21 protein-coding genes are annotated in these 18962 nt (G+C 64.1%); 4 read left to right on the plus strand and 17 right to left on the minus strand.

The window, feature by feature from the left end; genetic code table 11:
• Positions 1–40 precede the first annotated feature (40 nt).
• The 4 genes from dctA to X265_RS24005 form a co-directional block, all read right to left on the minus strand.
• Positions 41–1342, minus strand: coding sequence for a C4-dicarboxylate transporter DctA (gene dctA / locus X265_RS23990; RefSeq protein ID WP_128967037.1), 1302 nt, complete (start codon positions 1340–1342; stop codon positions 41–43).
• Entirely contained in the window at positions 1339–2223 is an 885-nt protein-coding gene (locus X265_RS23995) for an amidohydrolase family protein (protein WP_128967038.1), read from the minus strand. Before X265_RS23995 ends, dctA begins: the two co-directional genes overlap by 4 nt.
• Positions 2223–3179: an amidohydrolase family protein gene (locus X265_RS24000; RefSeq protein WP_128967039.1), complete on the minus strand. Its 957-nt coding sequence runs from the start codon at positions 3177–3179 to the stop codon at positions 2223–2225. The genes X265_RS23995 and X265_RS24000 overlap by 1 nt, the downstream gene beginning before the upstream one ends.
• 71 nt (positions 3180–3250) lie before the next feature.
• Positions 3251–3961: a TetR/AcrR family transcriptional regulator gene (locus X265_RS24005; RefSeq protein ID WP_128967040.1), complete on the minus strand. Its 711-nt coding sequence runs from the start codon at positions 3959–3961 to the stop codon at positions 3251–3253.
• 115 nt (positions 3962–4076) lie between these two features.
• Between X265_RS24005 and X265_RS24010 the strand changes: the two genes are divergently transcribed.
• On the plus strand, positions 4077–5054 hold the full coding sequence (locus X265_RS24010; RefSeq protein WP_128967041.1) for a tripartite tricarboxylate transporter substrate binding protein: 978 nt from the start codon (positions 4077–4079) through the stop codon (positions 5052–5054).
• A gap of 166 nt (positions 5055–5220) precedes the next feature.
• A complete protein-coding gene (locus tag X265_RS24015) occupies positions 5221–6144 on the plus strand; it encodes a PepSY-associated TM helix domain-containing protein (protein WP_128967042.1) in 924 nt (307 codons plus the stop codon).
• 9 nt (positions 6145–6153) lie between these two features.
• Here X265_RS24015 and X265_RS24020 read toward each other — a convergent pair whose 3' ends face one another.
• Entirely contained in the window at positions 6154–7293 is a 1140-nt protein-coding gene (locus X265_RS24020) for a mechanosensitive ion channel family protein (protein ID WP_128967043.1), read from the minus strand.
• Between the two features lie 123 nt (positions 7294–7416).
• Between X265_RS24020 and X265_RS24025 the strand changes: the two genes are divergently transcribed.
• Positions 7417–8667 (plus strand): DUF763 domain-containing protein, encoded by a 1251-nt coding sequence (locus X265_RS24025; protein ID WP_128967044.1) that lies wholly within the window; start codon positions 7417–7419, stop codon positions 8665–8667.
• Positions 8668–8703: 36 nt separating this feature from the next.
• Here the strand turns inward: X265_RS24025 and X265_RS24030 are convergent, their stop codons facing one another.
• From X265_RS24030 to X265_RS24055, 7 genes are all read right to left on the minus strand, one after another.
• On the minus strand, positions 8704–8937 hold the full coding sequence (locus tag X265_RS24030) for a hypothetical protein (RefSeq protein ID WP_128967045.1): 234 nt from the start codon (positions 8935–8937) through the stop codon (positions 8704–8706).
• A gap of 36 nt (positions 8938–8973) precedes the next feature.
• Positions 8974–9129 (minus strand): hypothetical protein, encoded by a 156-nt coding sequence (locus tag X265_RS40695; protein ID WP_164938341.1) that lies wholly within the window; start codon positions 9127–9129, stop codon positions 8974–8976.
• 15 nt (positions 9130–9144) lie between these two features.
• The gene (locus X265_RS41480) at positions 9145–9345 is read right to left on the minus strand and encodes a hypothetical protein (RefSeq protein ID WP_128967046.1); all 201 of its coding nucleotides are present in this window, start codon (positions 9343–9345) and stop codon (positions 9145–9147) included.
• A 14-nt stretch (positions 9346–9359) separates the two neighbouring features.
• Positions 9360–9545 (minus strand): hypothetical protein, encoded by a 186-nt coding sequence (locus X265_RS24040; protein WP_128967047.1) that lies wholly within the window; start codon positions 9543–9545, stop codon positions 9360–9362.
• Positions 9546–9692: 147 nt separating this feature from the next.
• Positions 9693–10964: a cytochrome P450 gene (locus X265_RS24045; RefSeq protein ID WP_128967048.1), complete on the minus strand. Its 1272-nt coding sequence runs from the start codon at positions 10962–10964 to the stop codon at positions 9693–9695.
• Between the two features lie 92 nt (positions 10965–11056).
• Entirely contained in the window at positions 11057–11383 is a 327-nt protein-coding gene (locus X265_RS24050) for a hypothetical protein (RefSeq protein ID WP_128967049.1), read from the minus strand.
• Between the two features lie 106 nt (positions 11384–11489).
• Positions 11490–12263 (minus strand): ferredoxin--NADP reductase, encoded by a 774-nt coding sequence (locus X265_RS24055; protein WP_128967050.1) that lies wholly within the window; start codon positions 12261–12263, stop codon positions 11490–11492.
• Between the two features lie 159 nt (positions 12264–12422).
• Here X265_RS24055 and X265_RS24060 point away from each other — a divergent pair, with 159 nt between their 5' ends.
• On the plus strand, positions 12423–13619 hold the full coding sequence (locus X265_RS24060) for an amidohydrolase family protein (protein WP_128967051.1): 1197 nt from the start codon (positions 12423–12425) through the stop codon (positions 13617–13619).
• Positions 13620–13729: 110 nt separating this feature from the next.
• On the opposite strand, the gene X265_RS24065 is transcribed toward X265_RS24060, so the two are convergent.
• The 5 genes from X265_RS24065 to X265_RS24085 form a co-directional block, all read right to left on the minus strand.
• Entirely contained in the window at positions 13730–14185 is a 456-nt protein-coding gene (locus X265_RS24065; RefSeq protein WP_128967052.1) for a MarR family winged helix-turn-helix transcriptional regulator, read from the minus strand.
• A gap of 13 nt (positions 14186–14198) precedes the next feature.
• Positions 14199–14903, minus strand: a complete 705-nt coding sequence (locus X265_RS24070; RefSeq protein ID WP_128967053.1) for an ABC transporter ATP-binding protein — start codon at positions 14901–14903, stop codon at positions 14199–14201.
• Entirely contained in the window at positions 14900–15691 is a 792-nt protein-coding gene (locus X265_RS24075) for an ABC transporter ATP-binding protein (protein WP_128967054.1), read from the minus strand. The genes X265_RS24070 and X265_RS24075 overlap by 4 nt, the downstream gene beginning before the upstream one ends.
• Positions 15688–17577 carry an ABC transporter permease gene (locus X265_RS24080; RefSeq protein WP_128967055.1) on the minus strand — a complete coding sequence of 630 codons (1890 nt, stop codon included), beginning with the start codon at positions 17575–17577 and terminating at the stop codon, positions 15688–15690. Before X265_RS24080 ends, X265_RS24075 begins: the two co-directional genes overlap by 4 nt.
• 170 nt (positions 17578–17747) lie before the next feature.
• Entirely contained in the window at positions 17748–18950 is a 1203-nt protein-coding gene (locus X265_RS24085) for an ABC transporter substrate-binding protein (protein ID WP_128967056.1), read from the minus strand.
• Positions 18951–18962 lie beyond the last annotated feature (12 nt).

Raw genomic sequence — 18962 nt, forward strand, 5'->3', positions numbered from 1 at the left:
GACATTATAGGCTGCCTGCGTCTTGCCGGCAGCAATTCCACTAAATCGCGGCAGGCACGGGTTCCTCGCCGTCGAGCACGCGCTTCAGGCGCTCACCGTCGAGCGCGCCCTCCCATTTGGCGATCGCGATGGTCGCAACCGCGTTCCCGATCAGATTGGTCGGTGTCAATCCCTGCGACATCAGGCGATGAATGCCGAGCACCAGCGCCACGCTCGTCACCGGAATGGTGCCGGTAGCGGACAGCGTCGCCGCCAGCACGACAAAGGCAGCCCCCGCAATCCCCGCCGCGCCCTTTGACGTCACGAGCAGGATCAGCAGCAGCTCGATCTGTTCGGCGAGCCCCAACGGCGTGTTGGTCGCCTGCGCCAGGAATACCGAAGCGGCGGCAAGATAGAGACAGGTGCCGTCGAGATTGAAGGAATAGCCGGTCGGGATCACCAGCCCGACCACACTCTTTTCGCAGCCGGCCTTCTCCAGCTTGGTCAGCATCCGCGGCAGCACCGTCTCCGACGAGGTGGTGGCGATGCAGATCAGCAGCTCTTCCCAAATGTAGCGGATCAGCTTGAGCAGCGAAAAGCCGCAGAGCCGCGCGACAGGGCCGAGCGCCACGATGATGAAGACCAAGCAGGTCAGGTAGAACCCGCCCAGCAGCTTGCCGAGCGAGGCCAGCGAACCCACCCCGAATTTACCGACCGTGAAGGCGATCGCGCCGAACGCGCCGAGCGGCGCCGCCCACATCACCAAGCCCACGACGGCGAACACCATCTTCGCGGCAATGTCGATCAGATTGACCAGCGGCGCCGCGCGCTCGCCAAGCTGCACCAGCGCGAAGCCGCACAGCACGGCGATGAAGAGAACCTGGAGTATATTGCCCTCAGCAAAGGCGCCGATGAAGGTCACTGGGACGATGTTCATCAGGAACGGCACGAAGCCGATCACCGCGGTCTGCTTGACATAAGGCTCGACCGTGCTGGCATTGATGCTCGCCGGGTCGATGTTCATCCCGGCGCCTGGCCTGAGCAGGTTCACCGCGACCAGACCGATGACCAGCGCAATCGTGGTCATTACCTCGAAATAGATGATGGCTTTCACCGCGACGCGCCCGACGCGGGCCATATCGGCCATATGGGCGATGCCGTGGACGACGGTGCAGAAGATGATCGGCGCGATCAGCATCCGGATCGCCTTGATGAAGGCATCCCCGAGCGGCTGCATCTTGGCCCCAGCCTCAGGGTTGACGATGCCAAGCGCGATGCCGGCCGCCATGGCGATGAGCACCTGGATCCAGAGCTCCTTCCACCAGGCGCGCCCGCGCGGCTTGTCGATCGCCATCGCGGTCATCGGTCGAACTCGAACAGGCGTGCGGGATTGTCGACCAGGATCTTGTGCTGAAATTCCGGCTCCGGCGCGAACAATGGAATGAGGTCGACGAGATCGCCATCGTTCGGCATCACCTTGACGTTGGGATGCGGCCAGTCGGTGCCCCAGATGACGCGGTCCGGCGCCGTCTCGACGATCTTTCGCGCGAACGGCACCGCATCCGTGAATGGCGGGCCGGCCGAGGAGACGCGTTCGGAACCACAGATCTTGACCCAGCACTTCTCGTCGCGTTGCATCAGCTCGATCAAAATCCTGAACGGAAGCTGGTCGAGGCCCTCGTAGGCCTTCACCCGTCCCATATGGTCGATCGTGTAGCTCAGCGGCAGCTTTGTCAGCATATCGGCATATTCAGGCAGGTCGATGGCATCGAAATGCAGATCGATGTGCCAGCCGAGCGGCGCGACCATGGCGATGATACGGTTGAACACGCCCTTGTCAGGAACGCCGCCGAGATGACGGACGAAGTTGAAACGGCAGCCGCGGAAGCCACCCTCGTGCAGCACGCGAAGCTGGCGCTCGGTGATGGTGTCGTCGATATTGGCGACGGCGCGATAGGCGCCATTGCTTTGCGCGATCGCGTCGAGCGCGACCGTGTTGTCGGTGCCGTGCACGCTGGCATTGACGATGACCGCACGTTCCACGCCGAGCTTCGCATGCAGGACCTTGAAGTCCTTGAGCGGCGCGTCCGGCGGCGTGTAGGAACGGTCAGGCGCATAAGGGTACATCGCCCCGGGCCCGAAGATGTGGCAGTGCGCATCGCAGGACAGCGATGGCAGCTTGAACTTTGGCGTGCGCGTGTTCGGATCGGGCGGCGGAATGGTCGGCGTGTACATCATCGCTATCAGCTGAACTTGAACAGGCGCGCGGGATTGTCGACCAGCAGTTTCTGCTGAATCGCCTTGTCAGGTGCGTAGAGGGGAATCAAATCAACGATCTCACCGTCGTTCGGCATGATCTTGACATTCGGATGCGGCCAGTCGGTGCCCCAGATGACGCGGTCGGACGCATTGTCGATCAGCGCCTTCGCGAACGGCACGGCGTCGTGAAACGGCTTGCCAGCAGCAGAAGCCCGCTCCAGGCCGGTAATCTTGACCCAGCACTTCTCATCTCTTTTCTGCAGATCGAGAAGCGCGGTGAAACCGGGATCATCCAATCCCTTTCCCGCCTGCACGGTTCCCATGTGGTCGATCACGTAAGGCGTCGGCAGCGCGGTGAGAACCGGCGCGAACTCGGCAATCGTTCCGGGCTCGAAATAGACATCAATGTGCCAGCCGAGCTCGGCAACGCGGTGTACGATGCGCTGGAACTTGTTCATGTCGCCGACGCCACCGAGCCGCTTCAGAAACGCGAAGCGGCAGCCGCAGATACCGGCCTTGTCGAGCGCGGCGAGCTCCTTCTCGGTCATCTCGTCGCTGACATTGGCGATGCCCCTGTAGACGCCCTCGCTCTGCGCGATCGCGTCGGTGACGACACGGTTGTCGGTGCCGTGTACGGTGGCGTTCACGATCACGCAACGTTCGACCCCGATTCTCTCGTGGACGCTGCGGAACGTCTCCAGCGGCGCATCGGCGGTGTTGTACGGGCGCTTCTCCGAAAACGGATAGCGAGACGCCGGCCCAAAAATATGCGTGTGGCCGTCACAGGATTTTGGCGGCAGCTTGAACGATGGTGTCTTGGGATTGGGGTCGGGCGGTGCGATCGTCGGGATGGACCTCTCGGTTCCTTCCGCCCGCGCTTCACTCGCGAGCGTAGCGCCGGCCAGTCCGGTCAAGAGATGCAAGCACTCTCGCCTGTTCATGTCCTCATCACTCCGTCACATGTCCGCTTGCGAGCGGAAGCGCTGCTATGCGCTCCCCCGGGCGATTTCTTTCAGGTCTTATTACTTGCAGGGGCTCGCCGCCGGGCCGGTGCGGGCTGGTCCAGAGCGGGCGCCTGGAACGCGGCGACGGTGGCCTGCACCAATTGCTCGATGGCGCTCGCGGCATCACTGCCATCGGCCTGGCCGCGCGACAGGCGCGAGACGCGATCCGGCGTCACCAGCGAGTAATAGAGCGCGCCCAGCAGGAAGTGACTGCGCCAGACGATGTCGGTGCGGGGAATGTGCGGCAGGCTCTCGTGGATCGCGTCGATGAAGGCATGGCTGGTGTCGTCGAACGTCTGCGCGATGATCTTTCGCGCGACCTCGTTCCCTTCCGCGGACATCACCGCGCGCAGGCGCGTGAACCGCGCGCCACCACCGGCGAGATCGCTGCCCGAGGTGAAGGCCGGTACCACATAGGCCCGCACGATCGCCTCCAGCCGGTCCTGCAGATCACGCACGCGCCTGGCGGCGGCGAGCAGCTCTGAGCGCCGCAGGTTCATCGGCCCGCAATGGCGCCGGTAGATCTCCAGCAGCAAGCCGTCCTTGGTCTTGAAATGATAGGTCACGCTGCCGGGATTGGCCCCGGCGGCCTGCGCGATGTCGCGCACCGAGACGGCATTGAAGCCGTTGGTGGCGAACAGCTCCTCGGCCGCGGCGAGGATTGCCTCGCGCATGTTCGGCTTGCGGGCCGTTTCCTTGCTGGTGGGCTTGCGTACCATGGAATTTGTACTATCGTACAAAAGATCAGGTCTCGTCAACAAAAACGATGCAGCATGGGTAGCAGCTCGGACGGCGAGCCGCACGGACGCGAGTGCCCTCCGGGAGCGATGAATAATGCTGGGTTTGAACAAGACAATCGGCGGTCTGATGCTGAGCGCCGGCCTACTGCTGGGCGGTGCCGCGCAGGCCGGCGACACCTATCCGAGCAAGCCGGTCCACATCCTCGTGCCCTATGCGGCCGGCGGCGCGGTTGACGTCCTCGCGCGTACGCTCGGCCAGGCACTCGCAAAGACCTGGGGCCAGCAGCCCGTGATCGACAACCGCCCCGGCGCCGGCGGCATCGTCGCGTCGCAGGCGCTGACGCAGGCAGCCCCCGACGGCTACACGCTGATCCTGGTCGCGAGCGGCCATCCGCTCAATCAGTTCATCTATCCGAGCGTACCTTATGACACGTTCAAGGACTTTACCGCGATCACTGAAGTAGCCTCCTCCCCGCTGGCGATCGTCGTCGCCAAGGACAGCCCTTACAAAACGCTCGGCGATCTCCTGGCCGCCGCCAAGAAGGAGCCGGACAAGCTATCCTACGGCATGTCGGGCAACGGCACCTCGGCGCATCTCGCCGGAGAGCTGTTGAAGTACATGTCCGGCACCAAGATCGTCGCGATCCCCTATAAGGGCGGCGCCCCGGCGCTGACGGCCGTGATATCGGGCGAAATCCCGCTCAGCATCAATCCGCTCGCGGAAGCCATCGGCCAGCTCGACGGCGGTCCGGTGCGCGCGCTCGCGGTGACCTCGGCCGAGCGGTCCAAGGCGCTTCCCGATGTCCCGACCGTCGCCGAATCCGGCGTTCCCGGCTACGACGTCTCGGTGTGGTGGGGCGTGCTCGGCCCGGCAAAGATGCCGCCGGAGATCGTGGCGAAGCTCGAGGCCGATCTCAAGGCCGCCCTGCAGGATCCCAGCGTGCTGTCGACGCTCGGCAAGATCGGGGCAGCTCCGGTCGGCTCCTCTGCCAAGGATTTCGACGCCTACATGCACGCGGAGGCGACCAAATGGGAGCCCGTGTTGAGAGCCGCCGACATTCGCGCGCAGTAACTCTTCCGAAGCGGCCGACGCGCGAGGCTGCGAACGATTGGCGATCGCAGTTTCGCGGCGTGACTGGCTGCATTTGCTGCAGATCAACGTAACAACATGGATAAAGCGTCATTTGTCTTCGGGGGCGCGCTGGGCGAGCAAAGCTTGGCATCGCCGGAGACCGAGAATGAACAAGCCTTTCCTGTTGAAACTGCATCGCTGGATCACGCTGGTCTTTGCGCTTCCCCTGTTCGCGATCATCGCCACCGGGCTGATCCTGTCCTTCGAGCCTATGGTGCAAGTGAGCGGCATCGGCGGCGCGCCGATCGAAGCCGCGCATATCGTCGAGCTGGTGAAGCGATATGATCCAGATGGCAAGGCCCGCGGGCTCTCGATCAATGCCGGCGCACAGCGGATGACATTGCAGGGCACGGCAGGTCCAGCGATCGACCTCGCAACGGGCGAGCCCGCCGCCACCGGGTCAGGTCTTTCCGATCTTTTCCGTTTGGCGCGCATCACGCATGAACGACTGCTGGGCCAGGCTTGGCTCGTGACGAGTTCGACGATCGCCATGGTGTGTCTGATGTCGCTCGGCATCCTGATGGGGCTGCCGAGGCTGCGCAACACCATGTCCGGATGGCACAAGGGCACCGCCTGGTTCACCTTGCCGTTGATCCTCTTGAGCCCGCTCACAGGCCTGTTCATGGCCTTCGGCCTGACGTTGCAGAGCGGGTCTGCTCCCGCCTCCACAGGACGCCCAATCGCCCTGCCCGATGCGGTGCGATTGATCGCGGCCTCCCATGATCTCTCGCATGTGATCTCGATCGGCGCACGGGGCGGCCGCGTGATGGCGCGGATCTATGAGAGCGACGAATTGTGCGCCTATGCCGTGGATTCATCCGGTGTCACTCCGCTGCCGCGCAACTGGCCTCGCCTGATTCATGAGGGAAACTGGTCCGCCGGGATCGCCGCGCCGCTCAATGTGGTGACGTCGATCGCTCTGCTGACACTGCTGTCGACCGGCCTCCTGATCTGGGCACGGCGGAAATTGCGCAAGCCACGCGCTCGGCGTGACCGGCAAGCCGACGCCGCCGTGGTCAGCGCCCGCTGATCGCGATGATCAGTTATGCGCGCTCGCGCGCATCTTCTCCGGCGCGACGCGTTGCGGGAATTCGTCAGCATCGCCGCCCGAGGGGATCAGGATCGCGCGTTCGCGCGGCAGGGCTTCCGGCATTTCGTCGCGGATGAAAGCAATGAGCTTTTCCCTGATCTCGCAGCGCAGGTCCCAGGATTGCGGCGCATTGCGGGCGCTGACCAGCGCCCGCAGCTCGATGGTGCGGGAATCCGCGTCGATCACCTGGAGATTGACCACCGCGCCATCCCAGAGCTTGGACTCCTTCACCGCTCCCTCCAGCCAGCGCCGGATGCGCGGCACGTCGGCACGGTAGTCGACGTGCAGCGCGATCACGCCGATCAGGGACGCGGTGTCGCGGGTCCAGTTCTGGAATGGTTTTTCGATGAAATAGGACAGCGGCACCACCATGCGGCGCCAATCCCAGAGCCGGATCACCACATAAGTCGCGGCGATATCCTCGACCCATCCCCACTCGTTCTCGATGATGACGGCATCCTCGATCCGGATCGGTTGGGTGATCGCGATCTGCAAACCCGCGATCAAATTGCTGAGCAGCGGCCGCGCGGCAAGGCCGACGATGATACCGGCGGCGCCCGCCGAAGCGAACAGGCTGACGCCATATTGCCTGACAGAATCGAACGTCATCAACGCAGCGGATACCGTGATGATCACGATGATGGTGTCGGTGACGCGTTTGAACACGCGAATCTGCGTCACGTGCTTGCGCGCGACGAAGTTCTCGGTGACATCGCGGAAGTTCTGCAGATAGCGCGCGGCGCTCATGTCGACGATGCGAATCGAGATCCACCCGATCAGCGCGATGAAGGCGACCACGAACAGGCGCGTCAGGGGCGTGCGGAACGCATCGTCCAAGGGCGCGAGCGGGAGGACCAGCGCAACGGCAGCCAGACACAGCGCCAGCTGGGCCGGACCGGAGGTGCGCTCGATGAACACGCCTAGCAGTGGAAGCCGGGTTCCGAAGGCGCGATTGAGCAGCCATACGGCGAATCGGTAGAACGACAATGCGATCATCATCGCCCCGACGACCAGGCCGAGGCCGATGAACCATGATGGCACCCATCCGAACATCTTGTCGATGTCGGCCATGACAACCTGCCAATTCATTCACGTCCCCGGATTGCATTCGCTGCAGCGCCAACGCGTTCCAACGCGCTTCGCTCCCCCGCGCAGTGCAACGCAGCATTCCTCTGGTGCAACCGTGCCGAATTGCGCTAGTTTGGAGCGCACATGACCAGACGCACCGGCAGCGCCGATCTTCCTCTCCACACCGGACGGGTTCCGCCGTGGCTGGCAAGCCGCATGGCTTCGCTGGGCGCGATCGTCACGCAGGCGATCGTGCACCATTACGGCCGCGATGCGTTCATGCAACGGCTCTCGCACCCATTCTGGTTCCAGTCGTTCGGCGCCGTGATGGGAATGGACTGGCATTCCTCTGGTATCACGACCTCCGTGATCGGTGCGCTGAAGCGCGGGCTCGGACCGCTCCAGGACGAGCTTGGCATTTATGTCTGCGGCGGCCGCGGCCAGCATTCGCGCAAGACGCCGGATGAGCTGCTGCAGCTCGGGGAGCGCGTCGGCTTCGACAGCGCGAAACTCACGCGCGCGAGCCGCCTCGTGGCAAAGGTGGACAGTGCCGCCGTGCAGGACGGCTTCGATCTCTATCTGCACGGCTTCTTCGTTACCGCCGACGGCAAGTGGACTGTGGTGCAGCAGGGCATGAACGGCGACAAGCGCCAGGCGCGGCGCTATCACTGGCATTCGGAGGCACTGAAGAGCTTTGTCGATGCGCCGCACAGCGCGATCGACGGGCCGCAGCAGGGCGAGATCGTCAATCTGACCGACCATCGCGCCGGCGTCTCGCGCACCGCGCAGCTCGACCTGCTCAGCGATCTTGGTCCCGATCGCATCCTCGCCGAATTCGAGCGGCTTGCCGGCACCGCAGCCGAACCGGCGCAGGCCATGCTGCCGCATTTGATCATGCCTGATCATCACGATGTCAGGCCCAAGGATGTGTTCGCACGCCGCCTGCACGGCACACTCGCAGCCGCCGCCGAACGCGGGCCGGTCGACTTTCCAGACCTTTTGCTCACACCCGGTGTCGGCGCGCGCACCGTGCGCTCGCTCGCCATGGTCGCCGAAGTCGTGCACGGCGCGCCCTATCGTTTCAAGGACCCCGCCCGCTTCTCGCTCGCCCATGGCGGCAAGGATCGGCATCCTTATCCCGTTCCGATCAAGGTCTATGACGAGACCATCCGCGTGTTGAAGGGCGCGATCCAGGGCGCGAAGCTCGGGCGCGAGGAGGAGATGCAGGCGATCAAGCGCCTCGACGATCAGGCGCGGCGCCTTGAGCGCACGGTGAGTGGACCGTCGGTCGAGTCGTTCATTGCAGGTGAACGTACCGCATCACCGGACCTCGACGGCCGCTCCGTGTTCGGCTGGGAACGCGATCTGGCTTCCACAAAAAGGCGGACCGGCTGAACGCCAGTCCGCAAGTCAGGCGGGAGGACCGCCCTCTCAGGTCTCGTCGGTCTCATCGAGCCGGTTGGCCGAATGATCCTGATATTGCTCGGTCTGGATGGACTTGCCGTCCATGCCGCGAATGTCCGAGTGCTGCTTCTTGTCGCGGTTGGACAGCACCATGTTGTCGCCAATCATCTCCTTCGGTACGTCGGTCAATGCGCCGGTGCCGTCGCCCTTACCGTGCACGCCGGATCTGAAATGCGTCTTGCTGCCGTGACCACCTGGCATTGCTCTCTCCTCTTGCCGTGATCGCTTCTTGAAGGCTCAGTGCTTCTGTTGCGCCGGCACCTCTCGCTGTGCACGACGGCTGGTGTCGTCGGCATGGCGGTCCAAAGCCCAATCCAGCTCTCGCGCGTCCGGAACGTCCGGCTTGCGCTCGAGAATTCGTACCTGCTGCTCGTGAGTTTTTCTGCCTTGCATTGGGATCTCCGATCTTCACTTGCCTTTGCCTTTGCCGGCCGGATCGTGCGCGTGATGAGAGTCGTGCTCGCCTCCACCCCCCGAGACGCGGCTGTGGCTACGGCGTGAATCGTCCGCAGGCGGTTTGTTGACTTCAAGCCGCGCCCTCGCGTTCTCGTGCGAGGCGCCGGGTCCGCCCTGACGAATGCTGTTCGGAGTCTTGGTGGATGTCGACATGGATGTCGCCCTCCTCAGCGGTCTTGCTGATAGCCTTGATTGGTCGTGTTCTGCTTGATGTTGCCCTGCTGTCCCTGCTCGTTCGGGTTCTCCACCCGTTGCCGGCCGCGTGGTGCCTGGTTGGCCGACATCTGCTTGTCGTCACCAGTTCCCTTTCGGCTTTGATTGTCCGGAGGAACAGGTGGCATTTTGCTGGTCATGATGCTGCCTCCTGATGAATGTGAAGCCCTGCGGGCGGTTGGCGCGGAACTCGTAGGCCATCATCGCTGCAAGCTCTCGGTGACAACCGACGTCACCGAGCCTCGTTCCTGGCAGATCGCACACGGTGATAGTTTCGCAGAGGTGCGTCAGTTCACCTGAGCAAGGGAACGATCGATTGTCGCGAACGGCGCAGCCGCGTCAGATGTTCCGCCTGTCTCTGCCACCACGGGAAGTTTCGCGATCGCACGGATACCGGGCCTCTTGCGCCAGTGGATCTGCGACGGATCGACCGCAAGACCAAGCCGCGGCCAGCGCGTGAACAGCGCCTTGAGTGCGCACGCGCCTTCGATCCGCGCCAGCTGATGACCGAGGCAGAAATGGATTCCCGTGCCGAAAGAGATGTGGCGGTTCGGCTTGCGCTCGAGATCGAGCTGCCCGGGCCGGTCGTGCACCGACGGGTCCATGTTGGCGGCGGCGAGCATCACCATGACACGATCGCCCTTCTTCAGTTGCACCCCGTCGAGCTCGACATCCCGCCGCACATAGCGCGGTTTTGAAAATTGCACCGGCGAGACGAAACGCAGAAATTCCTCGACGGCGAGCCCGACGCGGTTCCAGTCTTCTTCCAGCCAGTCACGCAGACCCGGACTCCGGAGCAGTTCGTAAACCGACCCACTGATGAGATGCGTGGTGGTCTCCGAGCCCGCCGCAAGCAGCAGGAACACCATCGAGACCATTTCGTCCGGCCCGATTTCGCCGCCCTCGCGTTCGACCTGGACCAGTTCGGCAATCAGACCCTCGCCACCCCGCTCGCGCGCGATCTGCAGCTGCCCTGCCAGATAATTTCGCATCCTGCGGACCGCGAACAGCAGGCGGAAGAAGCTGACGACGTTCGTCAGCGAGGACATCGCATTGGCCCACGCGATGAAGCGCGGGCGATCGGCCATCGGCAGGCCGAGCAGCTCCGAAATCACCGACAGCGGCAGGATGCGCGCATAGCGCGCGACGAGATCGGCCGGGCTTCCGCTCGCGAACAACCCGGCGGCAAGATCGTCGGCAATGGCGTGGATGCGCGGCTCCATCGCGACGATGGCGCGGCGGCGGAAGGCTTCGTCGACGATGCTGCGCAGCCTGGTATGGTCAGGCTCGTCCATCGTCAGCATGTTGTTGGCGATGGTCCTGATCAGCCCCGGCATCCACCAGCGCAGGCCGGCCACGTCGCCATCTTCCTTGCGCAGCGTGAAGATCGTGCTGTCCTTCAGCACTTGCGCCGTCGCATCGTGGGTCGTGGTGATCCAGACATCGCCGACGAGCGGAAAGCGGGTCGCGACCACGGGTCCGGTCGCGCGCAGGGCCGCGATGGCCTTGGGCGGATCTCGAAAGAAGGTCTCGCTGGTGAAATCGAGGCGCGGTGCCATGGAATCACCGGGATGGTTGGTGGCGCCTCAACCAGATGGTGAGCGAGACCGCTGGCGCAAGGGCCGCAACCAGCCCTTCTCGCGCAGCGGAACTAACCGCGCCCCTGAGAGCGCGGACCGGCCTTGCGCTGCTGCTGATTGGTGTAGGCGTCCCAGTGACTCCAGCTGCCATTGCTCAGGCTTTGCAGATCTGTGCCGAGCGGCCGGCGCGTGCGCTTGTCGTGGTCGGCAATGGCGCGCTCGGACTGCGCGATCTTGCGCTTCAGTTCCGCGATCGCCTTCTGGGTTTGCCCGTCGCGCTTCGAGGACGCGATCTCGCCCATGGTGAAGCGCGCGGTCTCCAGCGCCTTCAACTCGGCGCGATTCTTCTTCAACTGAACCCGGTGCCAGGCGATGTTGCTGTCGCTGTCCGCAACCATGTGGGAACTCCGCTGATTCGGTCCCACAGTGTATCAAGCGCCGAATCGGCGGGGCAACGCCCGCCGGAAGGCGAAAATACGGTCTTCTTGGGCAGGAATTCTGGACTCAGCGCTCGGCGAAGGCCTTTTCGACCACGAACTGGGCCGGCTCGCCATGATTGCCCTCGGCGAAACCGCGCTCGCCCAAGAGCACGCGGGTGTCGGCGACCAGAGCCGGGCTGCCGCAGATCATGACGCGGTCGTGGGCAGCTTCCAGCACCGGAAGGCCGATGTCGGCGAACAGCTTGCCCGAGGTGATGAGATCGGTGATGCGGCCGCGGTTGCGGAATGGATCGCGTGTCACGGTGGGATAGTAGATCAACTGGTTCTGGATGTACTCGCCGAGCAGTTCGTCTTTCGGCAGGAGCTCGGTGATCATCTCGCCATAGGCGAGCTCCTTGACGTGACGGCAGCCGTGCAGCAGCACCACCTTCTCAAACCGCTCGTAGGTCTCGGGGTCCTTGATCACGCTCAGGAACGGGGCGAGGCCCGTGCCTGTGCCGATGAGGTAGAGGTTGCGCCCCTCCTCCAGATTGTCGATCACCAGCGTGCCGGTGGCCTTGCGGCTGACGATGATCTCGTCGCCTTCCTTCAAATGCTGGAGCCGCGAGGTCAGCGGTCCGTCCGGCACCTTGATCGAGAAGAATTCGAGGGTGTCCTCGTAATTGGCGCTGGCGACGCTGTAGGCGCGCAGCAGCGGCTTCTCGCCGACCTTGAGCCCGATCATGGTGAACTCGCCGTTGCGGAAGCGGAAGGTCGGGCTGCGGGTGGTCTTGAAGGAGAACAGCGTGTCGGTCCAGTGGTGGACGCTCAAAACGCTTTCCTGATTGAAATTGCTCATCTCACCTTCCCTGTCGCGTCATCTGCGGTCTTCGAGGCGGTCCAGCCATGCATCGTTTGTACACGATCATTCGTGTACTAATGAATAATCCTGCTTGATCCCGCGGTCAAGGCTGCCCAAGATCGCTAGCGTTGCAGTTAGGAATAAGGAGCCCCTTCCATGGCGCATGACGCACCCCAGGCCGCCGGACCCTCGAAGCTCGTGATCCGCAATATCGGCCTGATCCTCTCCGGCGCCCTGGAAAAGCCGATCCTGGACGGCGACACCATCGTCGCCGAGAACGGCAAGATCACCGCGATCGGCCGCTTCAAGGACTGCAACGTCGAAGGTGCCACGACCATCGTCGACGCCCACGGCACCACGGTCGCACCGGGCCTGATCGACAGTCACGTTCACCCCGTCGCCGGCGATTGGACGCCGCGGCAGAACCAGATCAACTGGATCGACAGCTACCTCCATGGCGGCGTCACCACCATGATCTCGGCGGGTGAAGTCCACATGCCCGGCCGCCCGCGCGACGTCGTCGGCCTCAAGGCGATGGCCGTGTTCGCCCAGCGCGCGTTCTGGACCTTGCGACCGGGCGGCGTGAAGGTTCACGCCGGCGCGCCCGTGATCGAATGCGAGATGGTCGAGGAAGACTTCAAGGAGATGGCCGCCAACGGCGTCAAGCTGCTCGGCGAAGTCGGCCTTGGCGGCGTCAAGGACGGTCCCACCGCACGCAAGATGGTCGGCTGGGCGCGCAAATACGGCATCCAGAGCACGATCCATACCGGCGGCCCCTCGATCCCCGGCTCCGGCCTGATCGACAAGGACGTGGTGCTGGAGGCCGATACCGACGTGGTCGGCCATATCAACGGCGGCCACACGGCGCTTCCCGACGATCAGATCCGTTGCATCTGCGAGGGCTGTAAACGCGGCCTCGAGCTGGTTCACAACGGCAACGAGCGCTCGGCCCTGTTCACGCTGCGCACCGCGCGCGAGATGGGCGACCTGCACCGCGTCATCCTCGGCACCGACGCGCCCGCCGGCTCAGGCGTGCAGCCGCTCGGCATCCTGCGCATGGTCTCGATGCTGTCCTCGCTCGGCGAGCTGCCGGCCGAGATCGCGTTCTGTCTGGCCACCGGCAATACCGCGCGGATGCGCGAGCTCGATTGCGGACTCATTGAAGTCGGCCGCTCCGCCGATTTCGTCATCATGGACAAGGCGCAGCACTCGCCCGGCAAGAACATTCTGGAGAGCGTCCAGCTCGGCGACCTCCCCGGCATCGGCATGACCATCATCGACGGCATCGTGCGGACTCAACGCAGCCGCAACACCCCGCCGGCCGGCAAGGTGCCGGAGGTGGTGGCGAAGTGAGCCAAAGCATAATGCGGTAGGGTGGGCAAAGCGAAGCGTGCCCACGTCTTTGCAAATGGACAAAGGAGGTGGGCACGGCGCGTTGCGCGTTTGCCCACCCTACAAGACCATCACCTTAGCTTATTCAGCAGCGCCATCAGCAACTCGCGCTCCTTGGCATCCAGCGGCGCCAGCGTCTCGCGGGTAATCGCAATGGCGTTCGGCGCCAGCTTTTCCGCAAGCTGCTGACCGGCGCGCGTCAGGCTCACCAGGAGCCGTCGCCCGTCCTCGGGATCCTGGCTGGTCTCGGTGAGACCGCGCGCCGTCAGGCGGTCGATGACGCCCTTGATGGTGGCGACATCCATCGCCGTCAGCCGGCCGAGCTGGTTCTGCGAGCACGGCCCGGTCTCGGCGAGCTTCGACAGCGCGGCCCACTGTGTCGGCGTCAGGTTGGTGCCGATATCGCGCGAGAAGATCGAGCTGTGGCGCTGCCAGACCTGGCGCAGGATGAAGCCGACCTGCTCGTCGAGCACGTAAGGCGGTTTTGCCGGTTTGACGTTCTTCTTCGCCGTGACGCTTCTCGCCATCCGTCCCCCGCCCTTACAACGACAGATGCGCGTCGCGGATATCCGGACGCGCGTCGAGCTCGGCCATGGTGCCGCCGAAGCAGATGCGGCCGCGCTCGATGATGTAGGCGCGATCGGAGATCAACCGCGCAAAGTGCAGATTCTGCTCGGAGACGACGATGCTGACGCCCTCCTTCTTCATGGTCAGGATGGCATCGACCATCTGCTCCACGATCTTTGGCGACAGGCCTTCCGACGGCTCATCCAACAGCACCAGCGACGGATTGCCCATCAGCGTGCGGGCGATGGTCAGCATCTGCTGCTCGCCGCCGCTCATCCGCCCGCCCGGGCGGTTCTTCATCTCGCCGAGATTGGGAAACAGCGTGAACAGCTTGTCGCGCGTCCAATAGGGAGCGTTCGGACGTTTCGGCTGGCGGCCGACTTCGAGGTTCTCTTCCACCGTGAGATCGGTGAAGATGCGGCGCTCTTCCGGCACATAGCCGAGCCCTTCGCGCACGATCTCGTGCGTCGGCTTTGCCGAGACGTCCTTGCCCTCGAAGGTGATCCGGCCGGTGCGCTGCGCGACGAGCCCGACGATCGAGCGGAACGTGGTCGACTTGCCGGCGCCGTTGCGGCCCAGCAACGCCACCACCTCGCCCTCGCCGACCTCGAATCCGATGTCGAACAGGATGTGCGCAGGGCCATAATGGCTGTTGAGGTCTTGCACCGAAAGCTTCATGCCGAGGCCCCCTCGCGATGCTGGGCATCGTAGAGAAGGCCCTCGCCGAGATAGATCGCCTGCACCTGCGGATTGCCGCGCACCTCGGAAGGCGAACCCTCGGCGATCAGCGTGCCGCGGTTGAGCACGATGATGCGATCGGCATGCTCGAACACCACGTCCATGTCGTGTTCGGTGAAGAGCACGCCGATCGACTTTTCCTTGGCAATTTGAGCCGTGAGCCGCATCAGCTCGACCCGCTCGCGCGGCGCCATACCGGCGGTGGGCTCGTCCATCAAGAGCAGCTTTGGATCGTTGGCGAGCGCGACCGCGAGCTCAAGCCGCTTGAGGTCACCATAGGCGAGCTCGCCGCAGGGGCGGTCCGCGTAGCCGCCCATGCCGACCAGTTCGAGCAGCCGGCCGGCCTCGGCGCGATCGATATCAGGCGCGGAGCCCCAGAGATTGTAGAGCTGTTTCCCATGCGAAATCAGCGCGACCTGAACGTTCTCGCGCACCGTCATGGTGGCGAAGGTCGCGGTGATCTGGAAGGTGCGGCCCACGCCCATGCGCCAGATGTCGCGCGGCTTCTTGCCGGTAGTCTCTTCGCCAAGCAGTCGGACGTGTCCGGAGTCAGGCTGGTTCTGGCCGTTGAGCATGTCGAAGCAGGTGCTCTTGCCCGCGCCATTCGGGCCGATCAGCGCCAGTATCTCGCCTGATTGAAGCGAGAACGAGACGCCGCGCACGGCATGAATGCCGCCATAGGATTTGGTCAGGCCTTCGACCGCGAGAAGTGGGGGTGCGACGCTCATTCGGCGGACTCGATCGGCTTGGCAAGCAGGGACGATCCCGGCGGCGATGACTTGCGACGTCGTTGCGCCAAAATCTCCAGCATGCCAACGATACCCTTGGGGAAGACGACGACGATCAGCACGATGAAGCCGCCGAGCACCAGTTTCGACAGATCGGTCTGGCTCACCAGCCAGATGTTCAGAGCCTTGTAGACGATCGCGCCGATCACTCCGCCCGACACCGTTTCGACGCCGCCGAGCAGCACCATGACCAGCGCATCGACCGAGAGCGAGATGCCGAGATTGTCGGGGAAGACGCTGCCTTTCAGATACGCGAACAGTGCACCACCGATGCCCGCGGTGGTGCCCGCGATCACGAAGGCCGTCCACTGGATGCGCTTGGCGTTGATCCCGACCGCCTCGCTGCGCAGCACCGAGTCCCGCGTGGCGCGCAGGGCGTAACCAAACGGTGAGAACACCGCGATCCGCAGCGCAATGGTGACCAACGCGGCTATCCCAAGCGCGAGCCAGTAGAAGTGCGACGGGCTTGCCGCCCAGCTCGCAGGCCAGACACTGAGAATGCCGTTGTCTCCGCCGGTGACACTCACCCACTGGAACGCGATCGACCACACGATCTGCGCGAAGGCCAACGTCAGCATCGCAAAGTAGACGCCGGAGAGCTGCACGGCGAAGAAGCCGAACACCGCCGCCCCCAGGCAGCCGAGCAGCGGCCCGAGCAACAGGCAGACGATCATCGGCAGCCCCGCCATCTTGGCAAGGAACGCCACGCCATAGGCGCCCAAACCGAAATAGGCGGCGTGACCGAACGAGGCGAGCCCGCCGACCGACATCAGGAAATGCAGGCTGACGGCGAAGATCACGAAGATCGCGATCTCCGAGCCGACGGTCAGCGCGTAATTGCCGGCGAACAGCGGCAGCATCGCCGCGACGACAAGTGCGGCAAGCGCCGCCAACCGCTCGTTCGACGTCAGCGGCCGCCACGGATTGACTGACAGCCCCGGCGTCTTGCGCGCGGCGGCCTCGGGCTTGCCGAACAGGCCCCAGGGACGGACGATCAGCACCACCGCCATCACCAGGAAGACCAGGATGATCGAGATTTTCGGGAAGATCAGGATTCCGAAGGCGTTGAGCTCCGACACCAGCACCGCCGCGACGAAGGCGCCGACAATGCTGCCGAGCCCGCCGATCACGACGACGACGAAGACTTCGACGATGATGCGCAGATCCATCGCATGATGCACGGCGTCGCGCGGGATCTGGAGCGCGCCGCCGAGGGCTGCGAGGAAAACACCGACGGCGAACACCGAGGTGAACAGCCATTTCTGGTTCACGCCGAGCGCCGCGACCATGTCGCGGTCCTGCGTCGCCGCGCGCACCAAGACGCCCCAGCGCGTGCGCTGGAACAGCAGCCAGAGAACACCGAGCACGACGGGGCCGAGCACGATCAGGAACAGATCGTAGCTCGGGATGTTCTGGCCGAAGAAATCGATCGCGCCCCTGAAGCCGGGCGCCCGGCGGCCGACGAGATCGTCGGGCCCCCAGATCAGCACGACGAGATCCTCGACCATCAGCGTGAGGCCGAAGGTGCCGAGCAGCTGGAACAGTTCGGGGGCGTGATAGATGCGCCGGAGCAGCACCATCTCGACGAAGACGCCGATCAACGCCACGGCCAGCGCCGCGACGACCACGCCGCCCCAGAAGCCGAAAGCGCCGGAGAAGCGCTCGGTCAGCGTGAAGGCGATATAGGCGCCGATCATGTAGAAGGCGCCATGCGCGAAATTCACGATCCGCGTCACGCCAAAAATGATCGACAGGCCCGAGGCCACCAGAAACAGCGACGCTGCGCTGGCGAGACCGGTCAGAAACTGTACGACGTAAAAGGCCATCGGCGGTCCGGGTTGGTCTGAATTTCACCTCTCCCCGCTCTTGCGGGGAGAGGTCGGATCGCCCTTGCGATCCGGGTGAGGGGCTCTCTCCACGAGCGCGGAGCGTGGAGAGAGACCCTCACCCCAACCCTCTCCTCGCAAGAGCGGGGCGAGGGAGAAGTGAGGAAGCATCAGTCCTTCGGCCGCAGCTTCTCGACTTCAGCGTCACCAGGCAGATAATCCGCGCCCTTCTTGTAGGACGCATCCACCATCACGCCCTTGCCGTCCTTCTGCGCGGTCTTGCCGACGAAGGCGCCGAGCGTGGACTGATGATCGATCTTGCGGAACGTGATCTCGCCGAACGGCGACGGCATGGAAATGCCCTCGGCCGCCGCGATCATCTTGTCGGTGTCGGTCGAGCCGGCCTTCGCGATGATCGCAGCGGCCGCCTTGATGGTCTGGTAGCCGACGATCGAGCCGAGGCGCGGATAGTCGTTGTACTTGGCCTGATACGCCTTCAGGAACGCATCGTGCTCGGGCGTCTTGATCGAGTACCAGGGATAGCCGGTGACGATCCAGCCCTCGGGCGTCTCGTCCTTGAGCGGATCGAGATATTCGGGCTCGCCGGTCAGGAACGACACGACCTCGCGTCCCTTGAACAGGCCGCGGGTATTGCCCTCACGGACGAGCTTGACGAGGTCGGGGCCGAAGGTGACGTTGAGGATGGCTTCCGGATTGGCCTGCGCCACGGCCTGCACCACCGGACCCGCGTCGATCTTGCCCTGCGGCGGCCACTGCTCGTCGACCCACTGGATGTCAGGACGCTTCTCCGACATCAGCTTCTTGAACACCGCGACGGCCGACTGGCCGTACTCATAGTTCGGCGCAATGGTCGCCCAGCGCTTGGCCGGCAGCTTGCTGGCAGCTTCCACCAGCATCGCAGCCTGCATGTAGTTCGAGGGACGCAGGCGGAAGGTGTACTTGTTGCCCTTGGCCCAGGTCACGGCGTCCGTCAGCGGCTCGGCCGCGAGGAAGAACACCTTCTTCTGGTTGGCGAAGTCGCTGACCGCGAGGCCAATGTTCGACAGGAACGTGCCCGTCAGCATCGCGACGCCCTCGCTGGAGACGAGCTCGTTGGCCGCGGTCTGCGCATCGGCCGGCTTGCCGCCGTCGTCCTTGGAGATCACGACGAGCTTCTTGCCGTTGATGCCGCCGGCTGCGTTGATCTCCTCGACCGCGAGCTGCCAGCCCTTGCGATAGGGCTCGGTGAAGGACGGCAACAGCGAATAGCTGTTGATCTCGCCGATCTTGATGTCCTCCGCCACAGCCGAATGGCCGATGCCCACAGCCAGAAGCGCGAAGGCCGCGCCGACAAAATAGTTTCGTGCTCGCATCCCTACCTCCAA

This window comes from Bradyrhizobium guangdongense, from assembly GCF_004114975.1.
GTDB classification, from domain to species: domain Bacteria; phylum Pseudomonadota; class Alphaproteobacteria; order Rhizobiales; family Xanthobacteraceae; genus Bradyrhizobium; species Bradyrhizobium guangdongense.

Excerpts from the sequence above, each read along its gene's own strand:
- dctA (WP_128967037.1), bottom strand. The coding sequence starts at position 1,342 with ATGACCGCGATGGCGATCGACAAGCCGCGCGGGCGCGCCTGGTGGAAG.
- X265_RS24000 (WP_128967039.1), bottom strand. The coding sequence starts at position 3,179 with ATGAACAGGCGAGAGTGCTTGCATCTCTTGACCGGACTGGCCGGCGCT.
- X265_RS24005 (WP_128967040.1), bottom strand. The coding sequence starts at position 3,961 with ATGGTACGCAAGCCCACCAGCAAGGAAACGGCCCGCAAGCCGAACATG.
- X265_RS24010 (WP_128967041.1), top strand. The coding sequence starts at position 4,077 with ATGCTGGGTTTGAACAAGACAATCGGCGGTCTGATGCTGAGCGCCGGC.
- X265_RS24015 (WP_128967042.1), top strand. The coding sequence starts at position 5,221 with ATGAACAAGCCTTTCCTGTTGAAACTGCATCGCTGGATCACGCTGGTC.
- X265_RS24020 (WP_128967043.1), bottom strand. The coding sequence starts at position 7,293 with ATGAATTGGCAGGTTGTCATGGCCGACATCGACAAGATGTTCGGATGG.
- X265_RS24025 (WP_128967044.1), top strand. The coding sequence starts at position 7,417 with ATGACCAGACGCACCGGCAGCGCCGATCTTCCTCTCCACACCGGACGG.
- X265_RS24030 (WP_128967045.1), bottom strand. The coding sequence starts at position 8,937 with ATGCCAGGTGGTCACGGCAGCAAGACGCATTTCAGATCCGGCGTGCAC.
- X265_RS40695 (WP_164938341.1), bottom strand. The coding sequence starts at position 9,129 with ATGCAAGGCAGAAAAACTCACGAGCAGCAGGTACGAATTCTCGAGCGC.
- X265_RS41480 (WP_128967046.1), bottom strand. The coding sequence starts at position 9,345 with ATGTCGACATCCACCAAGACTCCGAACAGCATTCGTCAGGGCGGACCC.
- X265_RS24040 (WP_128967047.1), bottom strand. The coding sequence starts at position 9,545 with ATGACCAGCAAAATGCCACCTGTTCCTCCGGACAATCAAAGCCGAAAG.
- X265_RS24045 (WP_128967048.1), bottom strand. The coding sequence starts at position 10,964 with ATGGCACCGCGCCTCGATTTCACCAGCGAGACCTTCTTTCGAGATCCG.
- X265_RS24050 (WP_128967049.1), bottom strand. The coding sequence starts at position 11,383 with ATGGTTGCGGACAGCGACAGCAACATCGCCTGGCACCGGGTTCAGTTG.
- X265_RS24055 (WP_128967050.1), bottom strand. The coding sequence starts at position 12,263 with ATGAGCAATTTCAATCAGGAAAGCGTTTTGAGCGTCCACCACTGGACC.
- X265_RS24060 (WP_128967051.1), top strand. The coding sequence starts at position 12,423 with ATGGCGCATGACGCACCCCAGGCCGCCGGACCCTCGAAGCTCGTGATC.
- X265_RS24065 (WP_128967052.1), bottom strand. The coding sequence starts at position 14,185 with ATGGCGAGAAGCGTCACGGCGAAGAAGAACGTCAAACCGGCAAAACCG.
- X265_RS24070 (WP_128967053.1), bottom strand. The coding sequence starts at position 14,903 with ATGAAGCTTTCGGTGCAAGACCTCAACAGCCATTATGGCCCTGCGCAC.
- X265_RS24075 (WP_128967054.1), bottom strand. The coding sequence starts at position 15,691 with ATGAGCGTCGCACCCCCACTTCTCGCGGTCGAAGGCCTGACCAAATCC.
- X265_RS24080 (WP_128967055.1), bottom strand. The coding sequence starts at position 17,577 with ATGGCCTTTTACGTCGTACAGTTTCTGACCGGTCTCGCCAGCGCAGCG.
- X265_RS24085 (WP_128967056.1), bottom strand. The coding sequence starts at position 18,950 with ATGCGAGCACGAAACTATTTTGTCGGCGCGGCCTTCGCGCTTCTGGCT.